Origin of the sequence: Tolypothrix campylonemoides VB511288_2, from assembly GCF_045999855.1 — a bacterium.
GTDB lineage: Bacteria > Cyanobacteriota > Cyanobacteriia > Cyanobacteriales > Nostocaceae > Scytonema > Scytonema bouteillei_A.
In genome coordinates this window covers 55981-82584 of the sequence record NZ_JBFPMW010000020.1, presented here as the reverse complement: position 1 = coordinate 82584, position 26604 = coordinate 55981, and the positions used below count along the sequence as shown (strand labels likewise).

24 protein-coding genes and 1 pseudogene are annotated in these 26604 nt (G+C 39.1%); 16 read left to right on the top strand and 9 right to left on the bottom strand.

The features are described from left to right. Window positions 1-63: 63 nt before the first annotated feature. From AB0756_RS37525 to AB0756_RS37510, 4 genes are all read left to right on the top strand, one after another. Window positions 64-1638: a bifunctional aminoglycoside phosphotransferase/ATP-binding protein gene (locus AB0756_RS37525; protein ID WP_038072671.1), complete on the top strand. Its 1575-nt coding sequence runs from the start codon at window positions 64-66 to the stop codon at window positions 1636-1638. Then, window positions 1620-2117, top strand: coding sequence for a hypothetical protein (locus AB0756_RS37520; protein WP_038072669.1), 498 nt, complete (start codon window positions 1620-1622; stop codon window positions 2115-2117). The genes AB0756_RS37525 and AB0756_RS37520 overlap by 19 nt, the downstream gene beginning before the upstream one ends. Window positions 2118-2377: 260 nt before the next feature. After that, window positions 2378-3166: a YdcF family protein gene (locus AB0756_RS37515; RefSeq protein ID WP_038072667.1), complete on the top strand. Its 789-nt coding sequence runs from the start codon at window positions 2378-2380 to the stop codon at window positions 3164-3166. Window positions 3167-3204: 38 nt separating this feature from the next. Next, the gene (locus AB0756_RS37510) at window positions 3205-3429 is read left to right on the top strand and encodes a hypothetical protein (protein WP_038072665.1); all 225 of its coding nucleotides are present in this window, start codon (window positions 3205-3207) and stop codon (window positions 3427-3429) included. 6 nt (window positions 3430-3435) lie between these two features. Here AB0756_RS37510 and AB0756_RS37505 read toward each other — a convergent pair whose 3' ends face one another. Further along, window positions 3436-3708: a ferredoxin-thioredoxin reductase variable chain gene (locus tag AB0756_RS37505; protein ID WP_038072663.1), complete on the bottom strand. Its 273-nt coding sequence runs from the start codon at window positions 3706-3708 to the stop codon at window positions 3436-3438. 297 nt (window positions 3709-4005) lie between these two features. Next, the gene (locus AB0756_RS37500; protein ID WP_038072661.1) at window positions 4006-5940 is read right to left on the bottom strand and encodes a protein phosphatase 2C domain-containing protein; all 1935 of its coding nucleotides are present in this window, start codon (window positions 5938-5940) and stop codon (window positions 4006-4008) included. Window positions 5941-6332: 392 nt separating this feature from the next. On the opposite strand from AB0756_RS37500, the gene AB0756_RS37495 reads away from it, so the two are divergent. Continuing rightward, window positions 6333-6767: an NfeD family protein gene (locus AB0756_RS37495; protein WP_038072659.1), complete on the top strand. Its 435-nt coding sequence runs from the start codon at window positions 6333-6335 to the stop codon at window positions 6765-6767. Window positions 6768-6795: 28 nt separating this feature from the next. Continuing rightward, window positions 6796-7794, top strand: coding sequence for an SPFH domain-containing protein (locus AB0756_RS37490; RefSeq protein WP_038072657.1), 999 nt, complete (start codon window positions 6796-6798; stop codon window positions 7792-7794). A 77-nt stretch (window positions 7795-7871) separates the two neighbouring features. On the opposite strand, the gene AB0756_RS37485 is transcribed toward AB0756_RS37490, so the two are convergent. Beyond that, window positions 7872-8270 (bottom strand): Fur family transcriptional regulator, encoded by a 399-nt coding sequence (locus tag AB0756_RS37485; protein ID WP_038072656.1) that lies wholly within the window; start codon window positions 8268-8270, stop codon window positions 7872-7874. A gap of 236 nt (window positions 8271-8506) precedes the next feature. On the opposite strand from AB0756_RS37485, the gene purS reads away from it, so the two are divergent. From purS to AB0756_RS37465, 4 genes are all read left to right on the top strand, one after another. Next, window positions 8507-8791 (top strand): phosphoribosylformylglycinamidine synthase subunit PurS, encoded by a 285-nt coding sequence (gene purS, locus AB0756_RS37480; protein ID WP_038072654.1) that lies wholly within the window; start codon window positions 8507-8509, stop codon window positions 8789-8791. Between the two features lie 66 nt (window positions 8792-8857). Then, a complete protein-coding gene (gene purQ, locus AB0756_RS37475; RefSeq protein ID WP_038072652.1) occupies window positions 8858-9532 on the top strand; it encodes a phosphoribosylformylglycinamidine synthase subunit PurQ in 675 nt (224 codons plus the stop codon). 168 nt (window positions 9533-9700) lie between these two features. Further along, the gene (locus AB0756_RS37470; RefSeq protein ID WP_038072650.1) at window positions 9701-10486 is read left to right on the top strand and encodes a hypothetical protein; all 786 of its coding nucleotides are present in this window, start codon (window positions 9701-9703) and stop codon (window positions 10484-10486) included. A 203-nt stretch (window positions 10487-10689) separates the two neighbouring features. Continuing rightward, window positions 10690-11178: a hypothetical protein gene (locus AB0756_RS37465; protein WP_038072648.1), complete on the top strand. Its 489-nt coding sequence runs from the start codon at window positions 10690-10692 to the stop codon at window positions 11176-11178. A gap of 85 nt (window positions 11179-11263) precedes the next feature. On the opposite strand, the gene AB0756_RS37460 is transcribed toward AB0756_RS37465, so the two are convergent. Continuing rightward, window positions 11264-11689: a hypothetical protein gene (locus AB0756_RS37460; RefSeq protein ID WP_038072646.1), complete on the bottom strand. Its 426-nt coding sequence runs from the start codon at window positions 11687-11689 to the stop codon at window positions 11264-11266. A 16-nt stretch (window positions 11690-11705) separates the two neighbouring features. Beyond that, window positions 11706-13004, bottom strand: coding sequence for a TolB family protein (locus tag AB0756_RS37455; protein WP_050045759.1), 1299 nt, complete (start codon window positions 13002-13004; stop codon window positions 11706-11708). Window positions 13005-13513: 509 nt separating this feature from the next. Here AB0756_RS37455 and AB0756_RS37450 point away from each other — a divergent pair. Next, complete coding sequence (locus tag AB0756_RS37450) at window positions 13514-13702, top strand: hypothetical protein (RefSeq protein WP_202048615.1); 189 nt, start codon at window positions 13514-13516, stop codon at window positions 13700-13702. Between the two features lie 119 nt (window positions 13703-13821). On the opposite strand, the gene AB0756_RS37445 is transcribed toward AB0756_RS37450, so the two are convergent. Then, window positions 13822-14457: a hypothetical protein gene (locus tag AB0756_RS37445; protein WP_038072643.1), complete on the bottom strand. Its 636-nt coding sequence runs from the start codon at window positions 14455-14457 to the stop codon at window positions 13822-13824. A gap of 223 nt (window positions 14458-14680) precedes the next feature. Between AB0756_RS37445 and AB0756_RS37440 the strand changes: the two genes are divergently transcribed. Further along, a complete protein-coding gene (locus AB0756_RS37440) occupies window positions 14681-14989 on the top strand; it encodes a PadR family transcriptional regulator (protein ID WP_038072639.1) in 309 nt (102 codons plus the stop codon). Between the two features lie 12 nt (window positions 14990-15001). Here AB0756_RS37440 and AB0756_RS37435 read toward each other — a convergent pair whose 3' ends face one another. Next, the gene (locus AB0756_RS37435; RefSeq protein WP_038072638.1) at window positions 15002-15430 is read right to left on the bottom strand and encodes a beta-lactamase hydrolase domain-containing protein; all 429 of its coding nucleotides are present in this window, start codon (window positions 15428-15430) and stop codon (window positions 15002-15004) included. 1246 nt (window positions 15431-16676) lie between these two features. On the opposite strand from AB0756_RS37435, the gene AB0756_RS37430 reads away from it, so the two are divergent. The 4 genes and pseudogenes from AB0756_RS37430 to AB0756_RS37415 form a co-directional block, all read left to right on the top strand. Further along, window positions 16677-20645 carry a DUF4011 domain-containing protein gene (locus AB0756_RS37430; RefSeq protein ID WP_038072637.1) on the top strand — a complete coding sequence of 1323 codons (3969 nt, stop codon included), beginning with the start codon at window positions 16677-16679 and terminating at the stop codon, window positions 20643-20645. A 65-nt stretch (window positions 20646-20710) separates the two neighbouring features. Beyond that, window positions 20711-22729: a phosphorylase family protein gene (locus tag AB0756_RS37425; RefSeq protein ID WP_038072636.1), complete on the top strand. Its 2019-nt coding sequence runs from the start codon at window positions 20711-20713 to the stop codon at window positions 22727-22729. Between the two features lie 128 nt (window positions 22730-22857). Further along, complete coding sequence (locus AB0756_RS37420; protein ID WP_038072635.1) at window positions 22858-23412, top strand: hypothetical protein; 555 nt, start codon at window positions 22858-22860, stop codon at window positions 23410-23412. Between the two features lie 130 nt (window positions 23413-23542). After that, window positions 23543-24004, top strand: a pseudogene (locus tag AB0756_RS37415) (transposase); the annotation flags it as partial. A 90-nt stretch (window positions 24005-24094) separates the two neighbouring features. Here the strand turns inward: AB0756_RS37415 and AB0756_RS37410 are convergent. Further along, window positions 24095-24679 (bottom strand): YqhA family protein, encoded by a 585-nt coding sequence (locus AB0756_RS37410; protein WP_082051700.1) that lies wholly within the window; start codon window positions 24677-24679, stop codon window positions 24095-24097. 284 nt (window positions 24680-24963) lie between these two features. After that, window positions 24964-26499, bottom strand: a complete 1536-nt coding sequence (gene trpE, locus AB0756_RS37405) for an anthranilate synthase component I (RefSeq protein WP_038072634.1) — start codon at window positions 26497-26499, stop codon at window positions 24964-24966. Window positions 26500-26604: the final 105 nt, after the last annotated feature.

Below are 26604 nucleotides of genomic sequence, written 5' to 3'. Positions count from 1 at the left end.
GGTAAAACCTCTGGTTTTTTGGTACTAAACCTTACTAGGCGCTAAGGGCGCACCAGAGAAGAGATGGCAGAGGTTTCTATTCCCCCTTTAATTCAACAGATGTTGGAGCCTGGGTTTTATCCCCATGAGGTGAGCGAACCTATTCAATTGATTCAAACCCATATTTCTTACGTATTGTTAACAGGTAAATACGCTTATAAGGTAAAGAAACCAGTCAATTATGGTTTTTTAGATTTTTCAACTTTGGAGAATCGGCGACATTTTTCTTATGAAGAGTTGCGTCTGAATCAAAGAGGGGCTGCAGAATTATATTTGGAGGTGTTTCCCATTGCTTTGGTAGATGGGAAATACCGTTTGGGTGATACGGGAGAACCTGTGGAATACGTTTTGAAAATGCTGCAGTTCCCTGAGGATGCTTTGCTGAGCAAGCTGTTTAAACAGGGTCAGTTAAATGAGGAACTTGTGGAAGAGTTGGGACGGGTTGTAGCTGCGTATCACGCCAATAAAACCGTAACCAATGATTATATTCGCTCCTTTGGTGAAGTCGAGCAAGTTCGTGTGGCATTTGATGAGAATTACCAGCAAAGTGAGAAATATATCGGTGGTCCTCAAACACGGGAACAGTTTGAGGAAACAAAGAGGTCTACAGATACTTTTTTCTCAGAATATGGCGAAGTTTTTAAGAATAGAATTAAAAGCGATCGCATTCGCGAATGTCACGGGGACTTGCACTTAGGTAATATTTGTTTGTGGCAAAATAAATTGTGGTTGTTTGACTGCATTGAGTTTAACGAACCCTTTCGCTTTGTCGATGTGATGTACGACGTTGCTTATGGCGTAATGGATTTAGATGCTCAGCAACGTTTGGATTTGAGTAATGCGTATCTCAATACTTATCTTGAGGTGACAGGAGATTGGGAAGGCTTGCAAGTTTTGCCTATATACTTAAGCCGTCAATCTTATGTCCGCGCTAAGGTGACTTCCTTTTTGTTAGACGATCCGAGCGTCCCTGCTTCCGTTAAGGAGGAGGCGACAAAAACAGCAGCCACTTACTATAAACTGGCAAGTGAGTATACAAAACCCCGTCAAGGACAACTGATTCTCATGTCAGGCGTATCGGGTTCTGGTAAATCCACTACCGCAAGGTATTTAGCTCGTCACCTGGGTGCAATTCACGTTCGTTCGGATGCGGTACGAAAGCATTTAGCTGGTATTCCATTGTTTGAACGGGGTGGAGATGAGATTTATACAGCCGAAATGACTCAGAAAACTTACACGCGGCTGTTAGAATTGGGAATTTTGCTGGCAAAACAAGGTTATACGGTGATATTAGACGCTAAGTACGACCGACAGCAGTTACGAGAGGACGCGATCTCCCTCGCCCAAATGCATCAAATTCCGATACAAATTGTTCAATGTACCGCATCAAAGGAGGTTTTGCAAAAGCGGCTTTCAGAACGTACAGGTGATATTACCGATGCAACTGTCGATCTGTTAGAATCACAACTGCAACAGACCGAGCCTTTTACTGAAAAAGAGAAACCTCTTGTAAAGATTTTGGACACAATCCAACCACTAGAGGCACAATTAAAAGAGATCATTCGCCGATCGATCCCCTTATGGCACCACCAAAGTTAAGCTTCTCTGGAAACTTTATTACTCAAACTCTATTTGGGTTATTTTTAACACTAGTATTTTTAAGCACAGGGTATCAACCATCCTTAAGTATTTTCTTAGGCGTACTTGGTGGTATTGCCATAGGATGGATGACGTCAGCACAGAAAACGGGTCCGAAACAACCTGATATAGGTGTTTCTGAAGGCATTGATGCGGGGCTAAAATACTGGTTGTTTTTCTTACTTGGCTTTGTCTTTGCAGGCTACAATCCTCCTATGGGTATCTTGCTAGGTGCAATTGCTGGTATAGGTGGCGGTTGGATTATTGCTTGGTGGGAAACTAAAGAAGATACCAGAACTCAGCTACCGACAGGTGATATGGAAGAAGCAGAAGCTACTCTTCCCGATGACAAACCAGTCAGGCGACAAGTTAGAAAAACCACCCGTAAATTCCGTCGCCGTTCCAGTGGAGGCATTAACCTCCGGTTTTGGGAAAGGTAAACTTGGCTAATAGCTAATGGCTAATGGCTAATGGCTAATGGCTAATGGCTAATGACTAATGGCTAATGACTAATAGTTAACTACCATTAGCTCTTCGGGTTCGCCCTCTGGGTTCGCCAGTCCCCAGGGCGCGGGAAACCCGCCTACAGGGCTGGACTCACCAGTAGCCAGGGCGCGGGAGACCCGCCTACAGCACTGGTCTCACCGCCTGCTTTCTCTGGTCTCACCATTAGCTATTAGCAGTTAACAATTAGCAATCCATGTTCCTATATCTGTCCAAATTATTACCGCTATTTTTCTACCCACTGGGGCTAGCTTGTGTGTGTATGCTGATAGCTTTCATTATGTTGTGGAAGCGACCCCGCACAGCCGCTTTTTTTATTGTGCTGTCGCTCGTGGTGTTGTTAGTCAGTAGTAACAGCTGGGTGGCTCGAAGTCTTGTGCGTTCTCTGGAATGGCAAAATATTCCAGGTGGAATTCCAAATGCAGAAGCTATTGTGGTTTTAGGTGGCGCAACGAAATCAGCTTTTCCTCCCCGCCCAACTGTAGATTTAAATGAAGCGGGCGATCGCGTTCTTTATGCGGCTCAACTCTATTTGCAAAAAAAAGCACCCGCGATCGTCCTCAGTGGTGGTCGGATTGATTGGCGGGGTAGGGGTCCATCTGAGTCGGGAGATATGGCGTCAATCCTATCTTCCATTGGTATACCAGCAGAGGCACTCGTGCAAGAGCCTGATTCCTTAAATACCTATCAAAATGCAGTCAATGTGAAAAAAATTCTCCAGTCCCGTGGGATTCGTCGTGTATTATTGGTAACTTCCGCGATGCATATGCCGCGATCGCTGCTGATTTTTAAGCGTCAAGGAATTGATGCGTTTCCCGCACCTACCGACTTTCTTGTAAGTGAAGGCGAATTACAAGAACTAACTAGCAGCCCCAAATCAGCCATCTTAAATTTGCTGCCTAGTGTGGATAACTTAGAGATGTTAACGGCTGCTATAAAAGAATATGTTGGGATTGTTGCTTACGGCTTGCGTGGATGGCTTTGAGGAATGTTCTCAATCCAAAATCTAAAATCTAAAATCAAATGTCTCAACACTTACCACATATTATTCCTGCTCCTCAACCGGAAGTTGAGGAAACCTTTGCTTCATACCAGACAACTTACCAGTTCTATCAGGAAGTTCAAGCTCGTTCTGAGTTTAAACGCCACTGCGAGTGGTATCACATGACAGCAGAGCAAAACCGCCAAGAATTAGAAAGAATGCGCGGCGAACTAAATATAATGCGATGGTTCTGTCGCCGCAAGTAAACTTGGTTATATAAGCTCTAATTCATTTTCTCGTAAATGGGCTCTAAATTTTTTACTAAATTGAACGTAGATGGGCAAGTTAGCGCTGACAGGTCTGCCTTGCCATTGGTTGATTACACGCTCAACTACACCTTCTGAACCTTTGAGGTCAAAAGCTTTTCCCCGAGATTCGGGATTGTGGTAAACGATGACAGATTCTTTAACACGGACGCGATCGCCAATTTTCATATCTTCTTTTACACCTTGCTTCTGTATTTCCACCAGTGTCTCCACAGCTATTCCTCACTGAAAATTGCTTTTTTTGAAAAATAGACTGCTTGCAAAATCTGACCTTCGGACTTAGTCTGCACGGACAGGCTGTTCGGTGCTTGTGACGTTATCAGACAAACAAAGCCTGCCCGTGCAGGCTTTAATGTTATAGATTATCCCGCAACATTACCTTTTTTCTCCAAAGAGAGTTGAAGGAGAAGAGTTTCGGGAAATATTTTAATCCCTGGGTGCCTTAGCAAGAGGTCTAATCCTTCTTATCTTCACTCTACTGTGCTCCATAGGTCAACCTCTTATCCCCCGATCCCCTTATCTCTTACACAATCCCCGCACGTTTGGAGGAAGTTTCTGACAAGTTTGCTGGAATGTTTGAGGGCTCAATTTCCACCAAGCAAACAATCCGCCACCTGTACCGGCTGCAAGCACGGCAAACAATCCCAAAATCCATATCCAACGAAAACGGTGGCGCTGAGTTTTTCCGGGGGCTTGAGCTTTCTTCCCTACAGCAGGTGGGGCTTCTGTATCTAAATCCAAAAGCGCTTGAGCGCTCGCTGTCAGCTCCTGTTCTTCCTCTTGTTCGATTTCTACCGGGAGTAGCGATCGCGTCATGGGTACCAAATAATCTGGGGAGACACGGCAAAGTGTCAGAACAACAGACACGTTGTCGTGAGCATTTTTTTGATTTGCCAAATCAATCCATGCAGCAACAGCATCCTCTGGGGATAGTTCGCCTCTTAACACTGGTAAAGCAAATTCTTGCCAGGAGTGTTCTACCCAGTCATTGTCACTTAAGCCATCAGAGCACAGCAAGAGTATGCCGTCTTCTTCCAAAATAAATCGTTGAATTGAGGGACGCAAAAACTCACCATCTTTTGTTCCCAAGGCTTGGGTAAGGGCTGTAGCATCTGGACGTTCTAGGGCTTTGCGATAAAAACTCCGCCCGTAACGGACTTCCCGCCCTGCAACATCATCATCTACCGTCAGCAATTGACAATAGTGATGGGTCATCCAGTAAGCACGGCTATCGCCGACACTTGCTAAGTAAAGTTCGTGAGCATTGTGAGACTCCCATCCTGCGGGAGTTTGAACGACCTGTGGCGGTTGTACCGCCATCACAACAGTCGTACCCATTCGTTGGGTTCCTTCGCGGTTTTGTTCGTTATTGCAATTGCAAATCAGATTATTTACAATCCGCAAAATGGCTTCGAGTTGTTTTTGCAATAAATCTGGTGTGGCGAGTTCTGTTTGTTCCGCAACCTCAGCTAGCAAGGCGCGGATTTGTAGCTTTAAGGATTGCACCGCTAATTGGCTTGCGACTTCGCCACCTTCATGTCCGCCAATACCATCGCAAACAATTGATACATGAGGCAATAAGGGGTCATCTGGATCTACAGAATCAGTGGGGTAGCAAGCATCTTCATTCTGAAACAAGACTGTAGAACCAATATTTGTATTTCCCGATACTCGTACCATGAGCGGCAATTCTGCTGCTGATGAGAGCAGTAAAGCATTCAGTTGAGAAGTGATAGTTTCTAAATTAGCTTCCCCACTACGCATCTGCTGTACAATATTTTTTAATTCTTTTGCGACTTGAGTTTTTGCAGTCGCTACCCAAGGTTCCCAGCATTCTGCTAGTTGTTGTAAAGGCTGAGTGTGTAGGGACGCAGCGCCTCTAGTTTCTACAAGTTGTACCAATCGCACGCACCAACCTTGTACTCGCAAGTTATAAGGAACAAGCAAACTTCCAGCAACTCTCAGTTCTGATAGCGGTGTCCATAATTGAAGAATTTGCCACAGCCAATAAACTTGTCTGACACCTTTTGCTTGTTCCCAAGCATCTTCTAGTGTTGGGTAGAGATTTCCCGTTTCATCTATAGGTGCATTTTCTAATAAGAAAATAGGATTTCCATGTCCTATGGGTAAATAAACTAATCCATGAACTTGAGGCAAATGCAATCGGTGATGGTATAAACGTAGATATGGAATAATTTCTTCTGGTACGTCTTCTGGTATGTCTGGCGCTCGTCCTGGTAAAGTATCCAACCAGATTTGAGGCGTAATCACCTCATATCTATCTTCTACCTTTTCTCCTATTTTAAATTCGGTTGCTGATAGCCCGGTTGCCCAAAGATAGCGATGAACTATAGGTGTTTGGCAACTCGAACAAATACTATCTCCCACAGAATTAATAGGGTTGCTACAGTCTGGATTTGTGCAATAAATTATTCGTTGAGTAGAAAGCATGAAAATGGTTAGTGGTTAGTGTTTGGTAGTTGGTGGATGGTAGTTGCTATAGCAGCCCGTGTAGGAGTTGCAAACACCTCTTCCTTGTCTCCCTTGTCTCCTTTGTGCGGATCTCAAATAAGATTGCTATAGTTAGTGGTTGCTGGTAACTACTGACGATTGTTCAGCACTTCTCAACCTAGAACGTTAGAATAAAGTTGAATTGTACACTTAATACTTCAGTAGGTAGGTATAAATAAACAAAAGTATATTACAAAATGTAAATATACTAAAAACTTTTACTAAGGTCAAATGATAAACAACTCAGTCTTTTCTGGAAACAGTTAACGCATGAATGTATTTAAACCATAAGAAATGCGTTGATGGCTAAATATATTTTTTAGGATGGCTTTATGCCAAGTACTACCCTTATTTGGCTGTTAGCAGGTGCGCTTCTGTGTTTAACGGAACTGTTTGTGCCAACAGCTTTTGTTGCCTTTTTAATGGGCATAAGCGCTTTTGTGGTGGCGCTGTTGTCTCAAGTGATTTTGCACAAGTTATGGCTGCAAGCAGTGGTTTGGCTGTTGCTTTCCACATCTTTCGTCTTACTTAGCCGTCGATTTGTAACACCGTCACGACGCAAGTCAAAAATTCAGCAAGCGATCGTAGCTGAAACTTTAACTGAGATTCCTGCGGGGAAAACTGGACGAGTTCTGTATGAAGGCAATTCTTGGCGGGCGCGATGTGACGATGAAAAACTCAGCGTAGCAGCCAATCAAAGAGTTTATGTTACAAGGCGCGAAGGTACGACTCTCTACGTGATGCCTGAGAATATATTGCACTCATAAGGCGCTGAATAAATAGGAAACTTAACATATGGAACAGTTTTTTTTACTTGTATTTTTAGCTTTAGGCGGTTCTGCCTTAGCAGGTTCTGTAAAAGTCATCAATCAGGGTAATGAAGCCTTAGTGGAACGTTTGGGTAGCTATAACAAAAAGCTAGAACCGGGGCTTAACTTTATCATTCCCGTTGCAGACAGACTGGTTTTTCGCGAAACTATCCGGGAAAAAGTGATAGATATTCCCCCACAACAGTGTATTACTCGGGACAACGTGTCAATTACTGTTGATGCGGTGGTTTACTGGCGCATTGTCGATATGGAGAAATCTTACTACAAAGTGGAAAACCTCCGCATGGCAATGGAGAATTTAGTACTGACTCAAATTCGTGCGGAGATGGGTAAATTGGAGCTAGATGAAACTTTTACCGCCCGCGCTCAAATTAATGAAATTCTGTTACATGACTTGGACGTTGCAACCGATCCTTGGGGTGTAAAAGTCACGCGGGTAGAACTGCGGGATATTATTCCTTCTCAAGCAGTCCGGGAATCGATGGAACTGCAAATGGCAGCAGAACGCCGCAAACGAGCAGCTATTTTAACTTCTGAGGGAGACAGAGATTCCGCTGTCAACTCTGCTAGAGGTAAAGCTGATGCCCAAGTTTTGGATGCAGAAGCCCGCCAAAAAGCGGTGATTTTGCAAGCTGAAGCCGAACAAAAGGCGATCGTTCTTAGGGCGCAAGCAGAACGACAACAGCAGGTGCTCAAGGCTCAAGCTATTGCTGAATCAGCAGACATTATTGCTCAAAAAATTAAAACAGACTCTACCGTTCATCAGGCTTTAGAGGTTCTGTTTGCTTTGGGTTACTTGGATATGGGTGCAACAATTGGCAAGAGTGATAGCAGTAAGGTCATGTTTATGGACCCACGTACTATCCCTGCAACCTTAGAAGGTATCCGCTCAATTGTTGCAGATGGTCATACGGACTCAAATCCCTTACTGGGCTTGCAAATGCCCCCAGGAAATAAGGGATAGGAGAATAGGGGACAAGGGGGACAAGAGGTTAATATAATTCCTTCTCTCGAGTCCCCAGTTCCTACTCCCCCTTATCTCTATTCCCCAGATGCTTGTGCCACCTGACATTGACTGCACAAGCCGAAAAATTCTAGGGTGTGATAGAAAATTCTGAACTTGTGAGTATCTTGCAACTGAGTTTCTAAATCGTGGACCGGGCATTGGTTAATTGGAATGGATGCACCACACTGGAGGCAGGTTAGGTGATGCTTGTCTTGCTGCGCTAAGCTGTAAAGGGCTTCTCCGTTACCTAATGTCCTGACTTGTACCATGCCTTCAAGTTTTAAGGCTTCCAAAGAACGATAAACGGTTGCCAAGCCCATGCTTTGGTTGCGGTTGCGTAATTCCACATAAATATCCTGCGCGGATATACCCTGCTTGACAGTTTTCAGCAGATTTAGAATGCGATCTTGACTGCGTGTGCGAACGGCTCTCATAGACAACAACATACGATTGAGATCTCTCTTATTTAACCAGTATTTTTTATACTGTCACCATGACTATTTTCTAGCTTAACCCCTAATAATGGGAATCTCATAGTCCCTTAGCAACAAGATTTTTTAAATTGTTACCTTGGCTAAGTTTTAGCTTAACTTTTTATAAGCAAAATCTTATAGCTTCCAGTTGCAGCAAAAGGATGTAGTATTACGATCGCAGTCTTTAGCTAAAGCCAGTGCAAAGGAAGTATCAAGCTAAAATTTATGTGACACTCCGTCCTTCAGTCCTAGACCCTGCTGGTGTAGCAGTAAGCTCGGGACTGAAACAGTTAGGATATCACAATGTCGAGCGGGTAAGGATCGGTAAATACATTGAAGTTACCCTCTCCGCACCAGATGAAAGCACAGCCCGCCAGGACCTGGATCGGATGTGCGACCAAATGCTCGCAAACCCGGTGATTGAAAATTATCGCTTTGATTTGAGTGAAGTCGAATCAGAAACAAGAGTTGCTAATGGCTAATGGTTAATAGCTCATTGCACCATTAACCATTAGCTATTAGCTATTAGCTATTAGCCGTGAACAATTATGAAATTTGGTGTTGTTGTTTTTCCTGGTTCTAACTGCGATCGCGATGTTGCCTATGTTACCAAAGACTTGATGGGACAACCAACTCGCATGGTTTGGCATCAAGACACCGACCTTTCCGATGTCGATGTCGTTATTATCCCTGGTGGTTTTAGTTACGGGGATTACCTCCGGTGTGGTGCTATAGCGCAGTTTTCTCCCGTTATGCGGGAAGTTATCGAACACGCTCAAAAGGGCAAACCAGTTCTCGGTATATGCAATGGGTTTCAAGTACTGACTGAGGCGGGGCTGCTACCGGGAGCATTGACGCGAAATCAAGACTTACATTTTATTTGCGATCGCGTTCCCGTAAAAGTTGAACGTACAAACCTCCCCTGGACGCAAAATTATCAAACAGGGGAAATCATCACATTGCCTATTGCCCACGGGGAAGGGCGATTCTATGCAGATGAGAATACCCTATCAGAGATTGAAAATAACGCTCAAGTGCTGTTTCGCTATGAGGGAGATAATCCCAATGGCTCGCTAAACAACATCGGTGGAATTTGCAATCTTAAAGGTAACGTGCTGGGAATGATGCCTCATCCAGAGAGAGCATCCGATCCCATGTTAGGGAATAGCGATGGGCTGAAGTTATTCCAGGGATTGTTGGAGAAAGCTGCTGCACTGGTATAGTGTCATCTCCCGTTCCCAGGCTCCGCCTGGGAATGCATATCCCAAGGCTCCACCTTATATGGCTTGGTAAACGATATTTCGTGGAAAGCTTCGATGTCAGTATTAAAGAAATGAATTATACTCAGTATTGACTGGAGCAGCCATAGAGGAAGGCTAGGAGCAAGCAGAGTGAGTACTATACGAACAGGTAACAACGATCTCGTTTTTGTAGACTACAGCGACATTCTGGACAAGATTTTACAAGTCCTACGAAATCAGCAATCTAACAACCTGTTTGAAGTATCAACCGATGGTTTGCGACTGCGTATTGACGTTGATGCTGTTGCGAGCCAAGTTGCTCGGTTGCAGATTAGCAATCCTTTAGGTGCTGCAGCAAACAATGCAAAAGCCGCTACCGTCAATTTTAGTCCGGGTTGTAAAGAATTACTTCCAGGAAAAATTCAAGCGATTGCAGATTGTGTCAAACAGATATTAGGAGATGCGATCGCCTCTGAGGTAGGAGAAGGTAGGGTTTCTAGCGTAAAAGAGTTTGTAGAGAGTTTAGTGACAGATTTGCAAAGCTTTAAAGGTGATATACCTAGCTTAAACTTTACCTATCCGTTTAGCTCTTATAAGGGTTTACAGAAACAAAGATTAACCTTTCCAGACAAAAATCATAAAGAAAAAGCAGTCTTAAGATTTCACAAAATAACAATCGCCGTACAAAAAACACGGGAGTTTAACGAGCAATTAAAAAAAGGGTTAGAACAGTATAGAAAAGTTCAGTTTGCTTCTATCGATGAAGAAGAAAGAGAAGAACTAGGGTATCTTCTTGACGATTTATACAAAGATAAAGACAACCCGCAGTTAGATTTTTATCGACTCAAGCGAATTATAGATACAGAAACACTGGGTAAACTGAAGAAAAAAGCCCAAATAAACTATCTAGAGAAATACTACTTACCTTGCTATTAAAAAAGACAATGTAAATATTGTTCAAATATAGACGAATCATTAATAATGTATGTTTTTTTTAAATCTAATGATAATAAACGCAACTTTTTTACTGTGTAATAAGTCATTAAAAATACTTGCTTAAAAGTAAGATGATGCTTATTGCGCTTTAATACTTAAATCTTGCTGTTAATCAAATAAAAATCATCAACGGAACTAGAAGAATGTTCTCCAATAATCTAAAATTTTTGACCTTATCCCTAATTATTCCAGTCGTTAGTTTAGGGATATTAGTTGCTTGTACTAAAGATAATAAAGTGGTAGGAACTACTAACGGTTTAATACCAGAAAAACCAAATATGATACTTAATGTCAAACGTCAAGCGGGGATATGTCCTGAAACCATTGGGATTTGGACTTTCTTGCTTCCTGTTGAAGGTGGCGCAGAACATACTGCTGTTGCTGACATTCAGAGTGCTAAATTAATAGCATCAGGTAAGAAATTTGTGGAGTATGAAGCAAAGCTACGTAATTCCTATACTTCCTGTGTTGGCAATGCTAAGTCAGAAGCACCTCCTGTATATAATTTTCGATTCCAGAATGGAAAAGTTTATTTTCGTTTGAATTTGGAACAAGCAACGGTGAGTACTACAATCACATATCAGGGAATAGGCGGCTCCCGTCCTTATGTACGTTGGTTAGCTGAAGAATAGCTAAACACTACTAATTGTAAAAGTTTTTAAGCCCAATAAAAAGACCTAGCATTTACTAGGTCTTTATACATTACGCAATTAGTTGTTATTGCCTAGTATTGGTAAAATAATCAAATTGGTTAGAGGTTGAGTTAGGATTAAAATCCGGTTGAGCAAATTTAGGGCTATGAAATGCCCAAGTGTAATTTGCTCCTGGCTTACCAACAATATTTGAACGAACTACTCGTACCATCCGATCAACTTTCGTACCTACGGGATATATAGTACTTAAGTCAGCGTAGTATTTATTAACACCCCCACTAGCAGTAGCAGTTTTCATTGCCCAGGCATTAGTACCCGATGTCCGGTGAAAAACCACAGCATTACCATCATAAATCGCATCATAACCGTATTCATCATCATAGGCATAGACATAGAAAGCCGTTATTTTACCACTATCCCAAGTTGATAAAGAGATGAAATCAAGCTTTCCTATTACTATTGTTGATGTTGCCTTAAGTAATTTCTTCATTATTTAATTTCCCTCCTTAAAAAGTTGACATCAGAAGCGTTTCTGCTTCTGAATATTGCAGATTTAAATTTCGACTTTCAACAGGCACAGCCAACTCATCGCCAAGCCATTTCACTGTCATACGACCGTAGAATCTTTTGCCTTGCGGCAATTCTAAACGTTTTGTATTTTTAGTTTGCAAATTATAAACTAGAAAGCTCTCTACACCTGTTTTCTTATTCAGTAAACCAATTGCAAAACGTGTGCTATCTTTTGAAAAATCTATTTGACCAATACTTAAACTTTCCTCAATAGGTGTTTTGTAGAGTAATTGAGATGTTCCATTAGACAGATTTAGTGCATACAATTCACCATGCCTACTATTTCGTTTTACATAAAGTACAGTTTGACGGTCATCACTTTGCCCAACAAAATCACCACTAATAAATTCTTGTCTTAGCCCTGTTTTAGGATCAATGGCAACTAAAACACCACCTCCACCTGTATGCTTGGATTCGTTAATTAGAATTTTATTATCTGCTGTCCAACCAAGGATATGAGGAGTAGTGTTTTCTCTGTGATATACTTTTAACTCTTGATTAGTAATTAAATCATGAATCCATACCTCAATGTGATTACTTTCAATGCGATTCCGGTTTGATAAAAAAGCAATTGTATTGCCATCTGGAGACCAATTCGGTTGCTGAATCCAGTGAAGAATACGCCCATGCTCAATACCTAAATCAGGCAAATCTTTTATCTTTTGCTTAGTTGTATATTGTGCCTGCTCATCTCCGATCGCTTTCACTTGCAGCGTCTTGGTGTCTAGGATATATAAGTTTTGGTCATGTTGAAACAACTGTTGTGAAATATCCGTCGGCTTTGGAATCAAATGCGGAGTCTCCGATCCAGGCTCTGCAACAAAAATAATACCATCTTTACTTTCAAAAGAAAGCAAGTCTAGGGTGTGTTCTTGTGCAGTGACCTTATCTTTAAATTTCACTTCATATTGGCTAAATGCTTTACTTGACTGCTTTTTTTGCAGCTTGTCAAAACTAATAAGTTTTGCCTTGTAGACTTTACGATGCACATTTCTTTCTTCAGTTAATTGAGGGTTTTGCCCAAGTAAATCACTTAATTCGTTCCGTTCTTTTCTGCTCGGTAGTCCTAAGAAAACGCCCTCTTGTCCATATTCACCCACAAGTATTAATGGAGTAGCTGCTAGAACAGTATTTTTGGATACGGTGATTGCGGCCTTTTGCCCCATGAAACTAATAGTTGCGATCGAGATTAATAATGAGCCAATAGAAATTAGTACTAATTTTTTAGAAATCATTTGGTTAGCTTTTAATAGTCTTAGCAAAATTTAACTTAAAGTTTTTATTGAAGCTAGCGGAATTTTACTTATAATAAGTTTTACGTATTTTCGCTCTAAAAACCTTAATAAATAAAATAGCAATTATCGAATAAATGAGTTGCTCATTTGGATTTAAGATACAGATATTTAAAAATGATTATTTAACTTTTTACTAACTTTAAAAAATAACCGTATTTGTACTAAGTAAGTCGGCGGGAAAATTTCTAACTATGTAACGAAAAGTTAACTGAAGCGATTGGAGTTAAATTTTACACGTTGTGTACTGTAGTTGCCTCTTTCTCCTCTAGCTTGAACACCGTCAATTACCGCATAAGCAAGTTCCATCATCTGAATGTAAGATTTGCGTGAAACCCCACCGATAACAAGACCTTTTAAAGATCTATGAAGGGATACTTGATGATGAAGACATCTACCAAGGTCTAATTTTTAAAGGGGAATTGAAAAATGAGATTTTGCAATATTTAACCTTGTTTCACTTTTCTCGTTATGAAAAAGCGAAAGATATCAATCTCAAACTAGACCCTTACGACAATCTGATTGGAGAGAACTCAGTCGGTTTATTGTCATTGTTTAGCCATATGAGAGGTCAGGTAGATTTTAATTCTCTAGCATTTTTGACTGAGGTGAAGAAAATATTGAACGTGCAATTTCTGTGAGGATAGAGGGCTTGGAATTTACGATTTATAATAATTAACTGCAGATGAACGCAGACGCCTGCAGATGAAATTGGAGGTTGGGTTGAGGAACAAAACCTAACATCTGCTCGAATTCATTTCTATAGCTGACAAATTGCTTTAAAAATTTGAAGTAACTGTGTTGCGTCATCAAATTCCATTAAATTGAGTATTGGCATTAACTGATAAATAGGTGGATTCCCCTGTTGAATATAAACAAATTGATAAATCCTTCCATTTGTCGTTAATCCCCAAACAGGTGTTTGATCTTCTAACTTTTCATACACATAAGTTAGTAATTGAGGTAAACCAGCTAATGCATCAATGTCACTGTTTTTAGCTTCAATCGCTAATACCCAAAAGTAGGGTTTGTTCTTTGCCGATTTAATCTTATTGACTGCTAAAATATCCATTCTTCCAGTAATTCTAGTATCTTCGTCTTCAATAATTAAATCAGCAAGATTCTCTTCCAAACTAATTTTTATAGGAGAGCGATAAAATCCAGCTAGTCTCATTAAGGGAAATATGGTTAAAGCTTTAACCATCCCTTCTAAGACTTTGCTTTCTATTAAATAGTTATCAAAGTCTGTTTGAATTTGTAAAATTTCTTGTTGTTCAAATTCGGTTAAGGGGTATAAAGATAATAATGAAGTAAAGGAGTTATTATACTGTCTTTGAAAATTAAAGAATCGATGAACGTCTCCTATTGTTAGGTTTTTAGCTTGTAAAAGTGTCATAGGTTGAATCTCTACAACTAAAGAACAAACACCTGATATGCACAAGCTAACATAAATTTTTAAACGTTATTTACATAAAGTTATTGAAACTTTAGATGATACATCCGAATTACCGTGGAACTCTTCCGCCGTTGGGTTGTACAATTCAGTGAGCCGTAATCAGTGAGCAGTTAAGAGAAGGTGAGGGAGTGTTACTCCTTCAAGCACAAGTTTAGAAAATAAGATGGATGACAAAGATTTTTACTCAGGTCTCATTCGACTTCACATTCTTCATCATGCAGTTCATGAGCCCATTTTCGGTCTGAGTATCATTGAAGAATTAGGGCGACACGGCTACAAGCTGAGTGCGGGGACTCTTTATCCAATGCTTCATGACATGGAACGCAAGGGCTATCTTCAATCAACGATTGAACGTTCTGGAAGACATTCGCGCCGACTTTATTGCGCTACGCCCTTGGGTAAACAAGTTTTAGAAGATTCCAAACAAAAAGTTAAAGAACTGTTCGGAGAATTATTTGAAGATAGAAGTTAGGAACTGGCTCCTTCAAGGCTCCTGAGATTCCAAAAACTGTTTGAGATGTGGCTGGTCGATGCTAATTCCTAATTCTTCAGCTTTTTTCAACACTTGCTCCCGGTTTAATCCTTCCTTGGTAGCAAGAGCAATGAGAGCAAGTGCGCCAGCTCTTCCCCCCACACCACAATGGAACAAAATTGGTGTTGGTAAATCTTCAATTTCCTTAAGAACCTTACTTGTCAAGTCTCGATCGGTTTTTGTTGAATTTAGTGGAACGTGGACGTAATTTAGTCCTGAGGTTTCAGCCTGCTGCTGCTCATCATTCAGGAAACCCGCTTCATCAGGAAAACGTAAATTAACGACAGATTTTAATCCCTCTTGTGCATGGGCTTGTAAATCTTCTGGAGTTGGTTGTCCGGATGCATAAAGCTCATCGCTGACTTTTTTGACATTAGCCATGTTTAATACTGTTAATAGATAGGAGTATCGTATTTTATATGCGTGCTCAAATCATACAACATTGTCTGCCATTTCTAATATACTATTTCGATATCGATTTACGATAATTTACTTCTGCAACCTCTTTAAACTAGGACTTATGGGTAGCCCCCTTTTTAAAGTTTGAGGTTGCGTAAGTCCCATAAACTAAGAAAAGTTGTGTTACGCAATATGTGTATTACGTAAATACAATTATAATTAAGTATAATTTTAAACAAAATATTGGATTTTGTATTGGGGATTTCCAAGAAATAAATGACCTTGGAAGGTGGGACAGGCGTCCTCGCCCATTCCTTATAATTGGTAGGCTAGAAGCCCCGCAATACAAGCTTTTTGGGAGATTTTTTGATTTAGAAATTCCTTATCCGCGCAGCCATATTTTAGTTTGTATAACCGCGATCGCGAACATCACTTAGCATTTTTTTGAAATTGGGACTGTTAAGTTCTAATGAGTTGAATGTTATCAATTTGATTATTTCAAAAGAAATAGTGTGAATTTATATCAGATAAAGAGAGTGAAGAAGTTACTCAGAAACTTGAAGAATTTTCTAGGTTTGTTACATCCTTTGAAAGAGGTAAGAAAGACTTTTTTGAAGGTCTACTTACACTTTTTAAGCAACTTAAAAGAAAGTACCAACTTGTACAATAGTATTGTCAATACATACAGATAAAAGGCAATTTAAGACACTTTAGTCTTGTCTATAGCTCTTTACTAAAATTTTATAAAAAATTTATATCATTTTTATGAATTTTGAAATAGAATGTATTGAGTATAAATTTCACTGTTACTTTAAAAGCATATTTTAAAGTTAGGAATAATTTTTATGTTTTAGTAAAACAAATAATTTTTCTATGAAAATTTATTTTTTATAAAATTTCTCAAATATAAAAAAGACTATTTGAGCCAAAAAGTAAACTATTTTTGAAAAATATAAATCTTCTAGCTATCAATAGTAGTTATATGCATTTTTTTTGTGTTTATTTCAATTGCTCTAGTTAAAAACTTAAAGAAAATCTTTAAAATATACTCAATAAGTGGGAATTTTCAATAATGGATTAAGAAGTTAGGATTTTCAAAAAAAATCTGGGTACTAAAAAAGTATATAATATATTTATTTTAATTATTATCACTGTTTGACACAATATATAGAGCACAAATAATTGGATTTACATATTACTGCATCTACCATATTACGAGAGGGTGTTGATGAGTACAACAGTCAGTTTAGAATTAAAGCAGAAGATTCAAACATGGAAGAACAATCTTGCAGAGTTAACTAAAAGTAACCGTCTGCTATACTTCTATTCAGAGAAAAAACCTACTATCGAAATTAAGATACCAGCTTCGCAATTATTTGACAAACTGGTAATAGAATCTGTTGCAATTCCTGCTATTGAACTAGATGCTGATGCAATAGAAGCTCAAATCAATAAAAAAAATTTGAAGAAGCTTCGTAGAGATGCCACTTTAATTCTGAGGGAGAAAGGAGTAAATAGTTTATTTGTAGCTTTAGGTTTTCTTCGATGGAATACCAAAGAACAACCTAAACAGGATGTTATTTCTCCAATTATTCTTATACCAGTTGAATTATATAAGCTGCCGAAGAAAGATGAATACGAAATTCGTCCAACAGATGAAAATGCTTTTTTGAATCCTATCTTAGTGCAAAAGTTGGAGATAGACTATAGTATTATTCTCCCTGAATCTGAGACAGAATTTAATTGTAGCTATGTTGAACTTCTAACTAGCTTACGTCAGAACAAGGACTTGACTAACCGTAAATGGGAAATTGAAGAAACTGCTTATATTAGTTTGTTCCAAAGAGCAAAGGGTTCAATGCTCAAAGACCTAGAGTATTTGGAACAAAACCCCGATATTCTTGCTAAGCAACACATTCTTAGAGGATTTGCAAAGGATACAGCAGACTACGAGTTAAGTGTTCCTGAAATTCTTGAAATCGATGAATTAGATAAGCGAGTTGATCCCAAGACAGTGTTCCAAGTTCTTGAAGCTGATTCTAGCCAACAAAGGGTTATTGAGGCAGCTAAGGAAGGATTAAGTTTCACAGTCAAGGGACCACCAGGTACAGGTAAAAGTCAGACAATTGCCAATATAATAGCTGAATTAGTTGGTAAAAAAAAGAAAGTACTTGTGGTTGCTGAAAAGCCAATTGCACTCGAAGTTGTTTGCGATCGACTTAAAGAGTCTAATCTAGAGGCTATTTATCTTAACTTTGCCGATAACGATGTAGCTAGTAAAAAGAACTTTGCTAAAGTTCTGCAAATAACTCGTAGAGAACTTGAGCAACGACTAGAGGAACAGGAGTCAGAATCTTTCTTCTATGAGTTGAGTGAATGTCGGCAAAGCCTGAATGAACACGCAGAAAGTTTAAACCATAAGTGGGAGCCATTAGATAAAACGGTATTGGATATTTATGGAGAAATTTTAAAATTTCAGCGAGAGCAGATTCCCACACTTAACTTTACGCTAGGAAATATAAATAATTGGTCTACTCTCCAATTAAGTCGAGCTAAGGATTATCTGGAACAGCTAAATCACGGAAAATTTTTACTTTTCTTTCGCAAAGAACTAACAACTCTATGGGCAAAAAGCCAGCAGCCATCACTCGATTTTCAAACGCGTGAGGATATAAATAATGGAATAAACACCTTGCTGCAAGGTATTAGAAGTGCTAAGAAAGCAGGAAACGAATTAGGAAAATTACTCAACTTAAAAACTCCAAGTACATTAACTGAGATAGCAAATTTCAATGCATCTGTAGCTCACATAGCTGCCGTTCCATTACTTCCACAAGGTTGGCAAGATAAAGATCTACAAGTTTTATGGCAATTATTTTTTCAACTCGAAAATGACCTAGAAGCTATCCAAAATAACCCTCTAAATACTAAGTACAAAAAAGAATTTCTTCATCTCAATTTATCAGATTTATCCAAAAACTTGCAGAAGTGGGGTATTTTTTGCTTCTTCCGATGTACGTACTGGAAAGCTCGCAATCAAATTCTTGATTGCCGTAAAGTAAAAAAGTGGGTTTTTGACTGGGAATTGAAAACAGACCTTAAGCGAGCAGCCGAACTTCAATTTCTATGGCACAACTTAAGAGACCCAAACTATTCTCCTCATGATGCTTTTAAAATTTTTTTTACAACAGAGATTCCAGATTGTGAAGCCATTGAGCAATCGCTTAGATGGTTAGAAACCCTACACCAATACAACATACAAAATAGTACAGTAGTAATGGTGATTTCTTCACAAACTAGTCGTCGTCAACTAGCAAAACTTCTTGAGGAATTAACATCAGCCCAAAGTTTGATTGAAGAAGGTTTCAATTTCTTGCAGCGCTACTTCCCGTATCCAGAAGATGTAATTACAAATTCTCGTATTCCCTTAAACATTACTTCTTTAGATGAAATAGAAACATTTCTTAACGTAGCAGCTAACGAGATTGACTTATTTCAGGATTGGTTAGATTACCAACGCAACGTTAAGCAAATTCAAGCAGTAGGTGCCGGAGCATTTCTTCAACAGTTACAAGATTCTGATATTGCTCCAGAATTGTGGTCAAGAATTTTTGAAAAAGGTTTTTACCAAAACTGGTTGCAATACATTTATGATAATTGCTATAATTTGCGGCGCTTTAGTGCCAATGTTTACGAGCAAAAAATACAAAAGTTTTCTCAGCTTGACATTAAGCAGCAAGAAGTTGCAAAAAAGCGCCTTCGGCAACTCCATGTTAGTCAATGGCAAGAGTGGTCTCAGCAACCAAATGCAAAAATAGCTTTAGATATGCTCTATAGAGAAAGTCAAAATAAAAAAAAATATAAGTCAATCCGTGAATTTATTGAAGAAGCCGCTGAGCTTGTTGTTACTCTTAAACCCTGTTGGTTGATGAGTCCGCAAGCAGTAAGTGAGTACATTGCTCCACAAGTAATTAATTTTGACGTTGTGATTTTTGACGAAGCCTCTCAAATTCGTACAGAAGATGCAGTATCCTCAATCATGCGCTCAAAACAGGTAATTGTTGTTGGTGATAACCATCAGATGCCTCCTTCTTCTTTCTTTGCTAGTATTACTTCTGACGCTGAAGATGAGGACAATGATGAGGAAGAAAGGTATGAAAGCTTACTTGCTGAGTGTGGGTTCATGAGAGAATTTACATTGAAATGGCATTATCGGAGCAAAGATGAAAGCTTAATTTATTTCTCCAATAAGAAATTTTATAACTCAGAACTCATTACTTTCCCAAATCCCGTAAAAAATGATAGTAGAGGTGTTTATTTCAAATACGTTGAACAAGCTGTATACAATCGTGGTGGAAAGAAAAAGCAAAACATTCGTGAGGCTGAAGAAGTTGGTAAGCTTGCGCTGCTTCATATTCAACAAAACCAGGAGCAAAGCCTGGGTATCATTGCCTTTAGTAAAGATCAAGCAGAAGCAATTCAGGAACAAATCGATAAACTGAGCGATGAAAATCCAGAATTAGCAGAATTTTGTAGAGATGAGTCAGAAAAATTCTTTATAAAAAATCTTGAAAATGTTCAAGGTGATGAGCGAGATGTTATTATTCTCAGTTTTGGATATGGAAAAGATAATGAAGGAGAGTTTAGTCACTATTTTGGTCCTCTTAATAGAGTTGGTGGAGAGCGACGACTTAATGTAGCAATAACTCGTGCCAAATATAAACTCATTCTAGTGGCATCTATTCGGGCAAATGATTTGCAACCAGAAGGCAAAAGGGAAGGCGTGCGCTTTTTTAAAGAATATTTAGAATACATTGATTCTAAGGAACAAAAGTTACCAGAAAATAGTAGTGTACAAAATTTACACTCCTATTCACTTTTAACGGAGGATATTTATGATGCTCTACAAAAGCAAGGGTATGAAGTTGAAACATCTGTTGGGCGTTCAGCATATCCTATTGATTTAGCAGTAATTAAAAAACAGCTAACTGATAAAAAGTATATATTAGGGATAGAGTATGATGGATTAACTTATTGTAGATATCCTACAGCCCGAGATCGAGATCGCCTGCGAAAAAAAGTTTTAGAAGACATACTAAACTGGCAAATTCACAGAGTTTGGTCTAAAGAATGGTTTGATAATAGGGACGTGGAAATAGAGCGGCTAGTTAACAGATTAAAGTCTGTTGATATTTAGCGATAGATATCGTTTCTTATAGAATCCTTATAAAAGGAAGTTAGCAAACTATTTGAAGGCAAGCCATGCATTCTGAAGAATTGAAAGAATTTTTAATAAAAATAGAGCGGCTACAATCAATTATGATTACTGTTGCAACTAGAAATTCTAACATCTATGAAGAAGAGCATTACGCTGAATTATACCAAGAAGTTGAGCTAAGCATTGAAGTTATGCAAGAGAATGGGTTAGTAATTTCTAATCCAAACCCTTTTAGTTCTCTAACCAAGTTGTATGAATACTGCTTATCTCATCTTAATGGCTCTGCATGGCGACACCAACGTATTAGATATATTTATGAAATATATCTCAACCTTTTTGGACAGATTGAAGAGTTTTTATCTAGACAGCAGTTAGAGATATTACCAAGCAATGATATTAGTACTTTTACAATATCACAAATAGAAGAGACCCAAAAGCGGATTTCTCAATTGCAAGCAATTATGATTGAGGTTGCTACTAAAAAAGCTCGAGTTCAAGATGAAGAAGAACTTTATGTTCAAATTTATCAAGATACAAATCTAAAAATTAATCATCTTAAACTTCTGAATTTATCTATTAAAAACCCTAATATTTTTAGATCGCTTTGGCACTTGCAAGCCTACTTTTATACTGAAGTTGACTTAGAAACATCCGCATCAAGAAAGCAATATGTCCTCGAACTCTATGCAAATGTTGTTTCTATACTAAAAAAAGTTTTACAAAAATATCGATTGAAGGCTACTTCGCAGAATAAATTATTTCAAGAATCAAAGCTTTATTTTACAAAAGAACAACCAACTCCAAGTTATAACTTTGAATTTACTTCACAAATTGAGGATATCAAAGCATTAAATAACTCTCCTACTCAAGGTGTTTCATCTAACACTGATACTCATAATGTACAATTTGGTTTCATTGACAAGTTACCAGAGAAGAAATTTTCTCCAATTTTTATAACAGATTCTGATATCTCAAGCACCTCTGCTGAGACTATTACTGATGTTCTTATATTAACTGCTCTACAAAAAGAACAAGATGCAGTTTTACGCTACTTAGACTCTCCTCGAAAAGTACAAACATCATCTCAAACATTCTATAGAGCTGCCCTTAAAACTCAGAAGATAGACACTGTTTATCAATTAGTAATTTTGTGCTTACCTTCAATGGGTAACCTTCAAGCTGCTGTTATCACTCAAAGAGCTATCACTCAATTTAACCCATCTCACATAATTTTAGCTGGAATCGCAGGAGGCGTTCAAAAGCAGAGCAGTCGATATCTTGGCGATATTATAGTAGGCGAACAGATTGTTTATTATGAGTTGGGTAAACAAACTCAACACGAGCAAGGTGGCTCTGAAATTAAGCGACGGTATGAAGTCTATCGTCCAGGTAAGGTTTTATTGGAGGCGGCCAAGAGTTTGCCGATACAGAACTGGGTTATGTCTGTAAAGACTTCACGACCTGATGGTACTACAGGAAGGGTGATACCTCAGGTACATTTTGGGGTAGTTGCATCTGGCGAAAAGGTTATTACCGATCCTTCATTAATTAATGAGCTACAGAGTGATTGGTCAAAGCTTGTCGGGATTGAAATGGAAGGGGCAGGTGTAGCTCTTGCTGCTTATGAAAGTAATTTTTTACCAGGATTTTTCCTTGTTAAAGGAATGTGTGATTGGGCTGATGGTTCAAAAAATGATGCTTGGCAGGAATACGCTGCCGATGCTGCTGCAGCGTTTGTTATGGAGTTACTGAAATCAGCACCTTTTGAAAGTAAGTTGAGACTAGAGCCTTTAAACAGCCAAAAACCTCTTCAATCTGTTGAGAAAGTTAACAAACGCTCACTTGGCCAGATTAAGATGATTATTTGTCAAAGACTAGTCCATGATTGGCAGGAGTTAGCAGACTATTTTGATATTCCACCTCATCAACGCGCTGTTTTTAATAGAGGAAGAGAACCGCAAGGCGTTTGGGAGTGGTTGGAGCAGCGAAATAAACTTTCTGAATTGAAAACTGCTTTAGAGGTAATAGGACGTAATGATTTGATTAAAGAACTTAATCAATAGATAGTTAACTATCCTAAGCAGTTAAACTTGATTCATTGATAAAATTTAGTTAGTCAAGAGATGATGCTGACAGAAGTGAGACTGCTAATGCCAGCAAATGTAGGAAGCATCTTTATTGGAAATGCCTTATGCGTGATGAGCAAAAACAAATGCTTGAAGTTTATCTTCATGAATACGAAAAGTTGAAAGAAGAGCAAGCTCAGCGAATTGGTTTTCGCGATAATATGCTCTATGTGACGTTAGGAGTTTTTGGTGCTATTCTCTCCTTCGCACTATCTGGAAAAAGTAATTATTATGCTCTCCTCGTTATCCCTTGGGTTTGTCTTATCCTTGGTTGGACTTATCTTGTTAATGATGAGAAAATTACAGCAATCGGTAGATATATTCGCTTAACACTAGTAGAGAAAATTAAAGAACATACAGGTCATTCTGACATAGAATCTATATTTGGTTGGGAAATAGCCCATAGAAGCGATAAGCGGCGCAGCCGACGCAAGATAGAACAATTAATTATTGACGAAATTACTTTTGTGGCTTCAGGACTGTCTTGTTTAGTAGCTTTTTGGTGGCTAGTACCACAAGCAAATTGGCCAATCGTACTTCTGGTCTTGGTAGAAATGACGCTTTTAATCTTTCTGGGTGTGGAAATTGTCCTCTATGCAGATTTAGCTAAAGGTCGCTAGCCATCAATTACTTGAATCAGGTGAAAAAAATGCGATTTATTAAAGATTTAACTCCCGAGACAATCAAATTACTTAACAGGATATATAAACAAAATTTTCATTATTAAGTTAAAAAAAGAGCGTATTGGATTTTATTAAGCTAAGAAGAAAAAACAATTGGAAATTAGAATTTGATGAGTTGAGTTCCTTAGTCAAAGCGGGTACATCTGAGAATGCACAAACCTATAGAGTTGTCAATTTTTGTGATTTAGAAACGAAAACTGAGTTTCGCTTAGTCACTAATTTACCTGCGTCGGGCGAGGCTGCTGTTTCTGATGATGAAATTAGAGAGATTTATCGATTACGTTGGGGAGTTGAACTTTTATGGAAAGTTTTAAAGATGCACTTAAAACTCGATAAGTTAATTACTAAAAATGTCAATGGTATCACTCTACAAATTTATGCCTGTCTCATTGCTTATTTAATTTTACAGATTTTATCTATTCCCCAATAATGGGGTCATACATTATTAGATAAACTTCGCTATTTACAATCTTGTATGTGTCAGAAATTTAGTTATGTGCATTGGTTTGAAGAGATTATGTTTTGTTGATTAATTTTAGCTTTTGAGCTTAGTGTTACCTAAAATGTAAATTTTTGTACCAGCATTCAACATTTCTGGATATGATTTGTTTTTCAGAGTTTAGTGTTCCTCTTTGTTATTGGCACCCTCCACTTGATTTTCTAAGTTAGGGTAAATTAAGTTTTTTGTTCCTTTACTGCTAAGAAGTTTTTTCATTTGTTCGCTTTTAGTTTTTTCGCCTAGAAAATAGGTTAATGTTGCAATTACTAAGGCAACACTCAATCCAAAGGGCAATATTTCTCTTCCACTCTCCCACCTTACTGCTTGTCCGAGGAACACAACACCTAAAATTACTACCACAACACTGGCGAGCTTATTTTTAAGGTCATCAATGCTACGAATCTCCAACCAGGTGGGAACTTTGACGCGGTTGTCAATAAACAGTTCATAAAGTCCCAATGCTGCGATGTAGAAAACTGTAGCAAGGAGAAACACATCAATGATTTCGATAAACGATATAATCATGATCTTTGCTTCTTTGCCAGATAAATTACCGACTCGGAGCGCGAGACTTATCGTTATGACAGTTTGAGCAGCCCCGTATACTAAGAGTGCAAACCCTGACAATAATAAACACATGACAGGAACTAGAATCGATACTCGACAGGCTAGAAAAATGTTCTGAATAATATTTCTCAAAAGCATATTGTTAATTTCTTGACTCCAAAATCTGTTCTATGAGATTTTCAGGGTTTCAAACAATTGGTTGACAAACGCGATCTAATATATAACTAACCGGAATAAGCCACTCAAACTAATGATTTAGCGATAAAAGCTAAGAAAAATTAGGTAGCTCAATCGCGCATCTTTTTGTTTTAGTTGCATTTGTACGGAGAGGTGCAAAATATAAAATAACAGATGACAAAGTGAATGAGGTACAACTCATCAGCGTTTATCGGCTTTCATTTGCAGTTCCCAAATCCTTAGGATTATCGCAAACAGCGAATGGCTTCTAAAAGACCTCTAGACTTATTCAATGTTTCCTCATATTCTTTTTCCGGATCGGAATCAGCCACCAAACCCGCACCTGCTTGCACGCTTACCATATTATTCCGAACTACCATTGTCCGAATTGCGATCGCACTATTCAATTGCCCTTCAAAATCATAGTACCCGTAAACACCAGAGTAAACACCGCGACGGCTCGGTTCCAACTCATAAATAATTTCCATGGCTCGAATTTTGGGTGCGCCACTCACTGTTCCCGCAGGAAAGCACGCTTTCAGTAAATCCCATGCTGTTTTTCCCGCTCCAAGTTTACCCACAACATTACTCACAATATGCATTACATGAGAGTAACGTTCAACGACCATCAGTTCATCAACTCTCACAGTTCCACTTTGACAAACTCGCCCCAAATCATTTCGTCCCAAATCGACAAGCATGACGTGTTCTGCAATTTCCTTGGGGTCTTGGAGTAAGTCAAGAGCATTTGCGGCGTCTTCTTGGGGAGTTTTCCCTCGCGGACGCGTTCCTGCAATGGGACGTACTGTTGCGATCGCCTGTCCTTCTGCATCCAGTTCTGCTTTGACCATGACTTCCGGGCTAGAGCCGATAATTTGCCAATCCTGAAAGTTAAAATACGTCATGTAAGGCGAAGGATTGATTTGCCTGAGCGATCGGTATAGAGAAAAGGGATCTCCCGTATATTCCGTTGTCAATCGTTGGGAAATAACAACCTGAAAGATATCTCCTGCTTTGATGTACTCTTTTGCTTTCTCAACACTGGCACAAAAGCTCGATCGCGTAAAGTTACTCTTGTAGTCCTCTATTCCCTTTCCTTTCCGCGCTTTGTTTGTTTCTGGTGGCGTCCATTCTAGAATAGTTTTTTGTGGGGATAGAGGTAAAGAAAGCTTGCTTACCATGTGAGTTACGCGATCGCATGCTTTTTGATAAGCCTGTTCTAATGGCTTCCCCTTCTGAGTCTCTACATCGCGCAAGTCAACATATGCGATCGCCCAAATTTTCCGCTTGACTTGGTCAAAAATTAACAAGCTGTCCACTTGCATCCACAATCCATCTGGAATATTTCGTTCATCTTGTGGATGAATTGGGACTCGCGGTTCTATCCAATGAATCAATTCATAGCCCCAAAAACCGAATAAACCCCCAATCCCTGGAGGTAATTGAGGTAATTTCACTGGTTTATAAGGTTCCAAGCAAGCTTGCAAAGTTGTAAAGGGGTCACCTTCATAGACTTGCTGAGACCCATTGCGGTGTGTTTGAGTGACGAAATCTCCTCTAGCTTCTAAAACCCATAACGGATCGCAACCCACAAAGCTATACCGTCCCAGTTTTTCTCCACCTTCAACAGATTCTAGTAAAAAGCTAAAAGGTTGACCCGCGCAGACTTTGTACCAAGCAGACACGGGTGTATCGAGGTCCGCGACCCATTCTTGGTAGACTGGAACAAAATTGCCCTCTTTAGCTAATTCAGAAAACTCGGAGAATTCTGGGAAAATCATCACGATGGGTTGGTGGTGAGTGGTGAGTGGTTAGTGGTTAGTAACTGGTGGCTGTAGTTAACGATTGATTGTTACTAATAACGACCAACGACCAACTACTAACGA